This window comes from Vibrio cincinnatiensis (assembly GCF_022113815.1).
Classification (GTDB): domain Bacteria; phylum Pseudomonadota; class Gammaproteobacteria; order Enterobacterales; family Vibrionaceae; genus Vibrio; species Vibrio cincinnatiensis_A.
On record NZ_SGOM01000034.1, the window covers coordinates 1 to 2,943 of the forward strand.

Annotated in this window: 3 protein-coding genes and 1 pseudogene; all 4 read left to right on the plus strand. The window is 40.6% G+C overall.

From position 1 onward, the window contains the following. Window positions 1-254: 254 nt before the first annotated feature. The 4 genes and pseudogenes from EXA13_RS16275 (at window position 255) to EXA13_RS16295 (ending at window position 2,693) form a co-directional block, all read left to right on the plus strand. Window positions 255-890, plus strand: a complete 636-nt coding sequence (locus EXA13_RS16275; protein ID WP_193168176.1) for an MltR family transcriptional regulator — start codon at window positions 255-257, stop codon at window positions 888-890. A gap of 565 nt (window positions 891-1,455) precedes the next feature. After that, window positions 1,456-1,761, plus strand: coding sequence for a hypothetical protein (locus EXA13_RS16280; protein WP_238134059.1), 306 nt, complete (start codon window positions 1,456-1,458; stop codon window positions 1,759-1,761). Window positions 1,762-1,915: 154 nt separating this feature from the next. Then, window positions 1,916-2,272, plus strand: coding sequence for a hypothetical protein (locus EXA13_RS16285; RefSeq protein WP_238134060.1), 357 nt, complete (start codon window positions 1,916-1,918; stop codon window positions 2,270-2,272). Between the two features lie 267 nt (window positions 2,273-2,539). Continuing rightward, a pseudogene (locus EXA13_RS16295) lies at window positions 2,540-2,693 on the plus strand (DUF645 family protein). Window positions 2,694-2,943: the final 250 nt, after the last annotated feature.

A 2,943-nucleotide genomic window follows, 5' to 3' on the forward strand; every position in this document is an offset into this window, starting at 1 on the left:
CTTTTGTGGTTGCCAGAGTTTTTTCTACTGGGTCAATGCTGACTTTTCGTGTAAGTTAAATCGTGTCTGGCGATGCTATTTTTGGTAATGCTTTGAAATGGTTAGTAAAGTTACATAACAAAGCATTTAAGAGGGACAATCAACGCGTGGCATTTTTGGTTTGGTTGAGCATTTGAGGTTAAGGCTGGCTAGTTTGAGCTCAGTTGTTCGTGTTGCTTGCCCCTTAATGCGGCGTTATGTGAAAAAGAGGACATATGAAACTGTCAGAAAAAGATTTTGAGGAATTTACTAAGGTGCTGCTCAAGAACACTGCCGAACTTTGTCCTCCTGAAGAGCAAGAGATTGTTAAGAAAATCACATCTTTTAGGCAAGTTCTAATAGAAGAATCAGACCGTGGTTGTGCTTTAATGGCTGTTGCATTTATCGACGAACTTCTAATAGATCTGCTTAAGGCGTACTTTGTCGAGAATGAGGCTTTAACTAAACGACTGCTTAGTTCCAGTGGTAGTCTTGGTAGTTTTTCGTCTCGAATAGATATGGCATATGCGTTAGGACTAATGTCAAAGAATGTAGTTCATGACTTAAATATTCTTCGCAAGATTAGAAATGATTTTGCTCACGTATCTAAACCTCTAACTTTCGAAGAGGACGGCTTAAGGTCTCGATGTTTTGCATTAGCAGTTATGCCTTTTCCTGCAGGCTTGAAAGCCCGGTCTAGGTTTTGTCGTTCAATGGTTGTTGCTGCCAATGAAATTGAGTTCGCTCGTCTCGATTTAACAAAATGTCAGGTTCGAGCTAACTATAACGGTGAAAAAACGGCAACATCTTTAAATGAGTTAAAGAAATTTGTTGAAGATCGCTTTAGTGTAGACCTTTCAAATAGCATGTGATTTTCACATAACAAAGCATTTAAGAGTGATTCGCAACGCTTGGCAGTTTCGCTTCGCTCAAGTATAGCCAAGCGCTGCTCACACCTTAATGCGGCGTTATGTAACCGTATAGAAAAAGACCACAATGCATTGAAAAGTAGATGTTTTTTATGATTGGTCTAATTTCAATTTCGACTTTCTCTGAGTTCGTTTCGTGCATGTTGATTTAGCTTTCGGCTTCTTTATTCTTCGAATCTTCAGTTTGTTGCTAATGATTCAGCTGGTTTGCGATAAGTTTGGTGGCAGTCATTTTTTCTTTGAACTAGGGCTCGCAGTTTCGTCGTTGCCACGCAAATTCTACTGGGTTACTGCTAACTTTTCATGTAAGTTAAATGGTATTTGGCGATGCCGTTCTTTGTAATGCTTTGAAATGGTTAGCAAAGTTACATAACAAAGCATTCAAGAGGGACAGTCAACGCTTGGCAGTTTTGGTTTGGTTGGCATTTGAGGTTTCGGCTGGCTAGTTTTGGTTTAGTTGTTTGCGTTGGCTGCCCCTTAATGCGGCGTTAGGCTAATCAGGGAGAGAATGATGTCACTTTGGGTTTTAGTTCCGCTTTCATTTGTTCATATTACTGTTGGTGGAGCAATTGGTTTTGGTTTAGTTTTTGCGGCTTGTGCTGAACGTGGAGTGACAATGTCTCAGTTCAGTAATGATGTGTGTGTGGTGTTATGGTTCACTTATACAATATCGTTGCTTTTAAGTGTTTTCTTAGTTATCTATTTTTATCTGGCAGACAGTGATGCGTCTTACTTTTGGTGGTACGCGATGCCATGGACGTTATTGATTGTGCTTATCACTTATTGGAGAGCATCGGTCGTAAAATTAGCCTAACAAACTGCTTAAGAGGGATTCGCAATGCGTGGCATTTTTAGCATGCGGTCCTTTTTGTGATTAAGTTGGTGTGCGGTAGCTTTTGCAGTGCATTGCTCACCCCTTAGCAGGGCGTTAGTACCCAAAATTAAATTAGGTTTCGGAGTATTTGAAAATGTTCTTTTCTAGTTCATCTCAACCCTTAGTTAACGGCGCTCACTTGTGCGAAGAGTTAACTAGATTTCTATCTGAAAACAAAAGTGACTTTGAACAGAAACTTATCCCGGATCTATCTCATATAGATCATATGGCTCACAATGTTAATGGTATAGAAGTCGAAAACATTTCTTTTGTGGGCTGTAATCAATATCAACTCGATTATTCATACGATTGGGAAGTCTATCGTGGTTGCTCTGATATGAATGGAGCTGATATCGAAAATGAAAGCGTATTGTTTGTTCTTAATGATGACGGCTTCATCGAAATTGATTTCCCAGAATATGAAGAGCATGATACTTGCGAGGAATTTTAGTACTAACAAGGCATTTAAGAGTGATTCGCAACGCTTGGCAGTTTCGCTTCGCTCAAGTGTAGCCAAGCGCTGCTCACACCTTAATGCAGCGTTAGTTTCTCTCAGTAAAAATCATCAAAATTCACGCACAAGGTTCTGAAAATTCAGCCTTTATCGTTCAGGCAGCACAATTTGGCTTTTGGGTTTTTCCTGATGCTGATTTGGTAGAACGCGTTGAAAGTTCTGCGGTTTCAAAATCGCTGATAACCAACAAGCTTTGATGCTTCAATGTTGTCGGACGTTCAACTTGATCAGTTTGGTTTCATAAAAGGCTGAATCATCGCTGTGATCTGGCTTTCTTTGTCGCGGACTCTTAACGTTTTGGCAGCCAACTTCACAGCTTTTGGCGTTGGACGTGTGTTTGCGTGGTGCTTTTGCGTAAAATTACTTTCAAGCAAATGAGTTTAAAAAGTCATTGTTAAACAATAGGCTACGAAACTAACAAACGCCTCAAGAGGGACTGTCAACGCGCGGCGTTTCCAGTCCCAATGAGCCGCGGTGGTTGCAGTTGTTGTGTTTGAGTTTAGTGGTCATGCGTTGCCAGCCCCTTAGGCGGGCGTTAGCATTCAAGGAGAAAAGTTTGCACATTCCAGGGAAGTTTAAGCAAGATAATATTGATGTACTTGTCAATC

What these genes read in the sequence shown, in the direction of transcription:
- EXA13_RS16275 (WP_193168176.1), top strand. Translation starts at nt 255, where the DNA reads ATGAAACTGTCAGAAAAAGATTTTGAGGAATTTACTAAGGTGCTGCTC.
- EXA13_RS16280 (WP_238134059.1), top strand. Translation starts at nt 1,456, where the DNA reads ATGATGTCACTTTGGGTTTTAGTTCCGCTTTCATTTGTTCATATTACT.
- EXA13_RS16285 (WP_238134060.1), top strand. Translation starts at nt 1,916, where the DNA reads ATGTTCTTTTCTAGTTCATCTCAACCCTTAGTTAACGGCGCTCACTTG.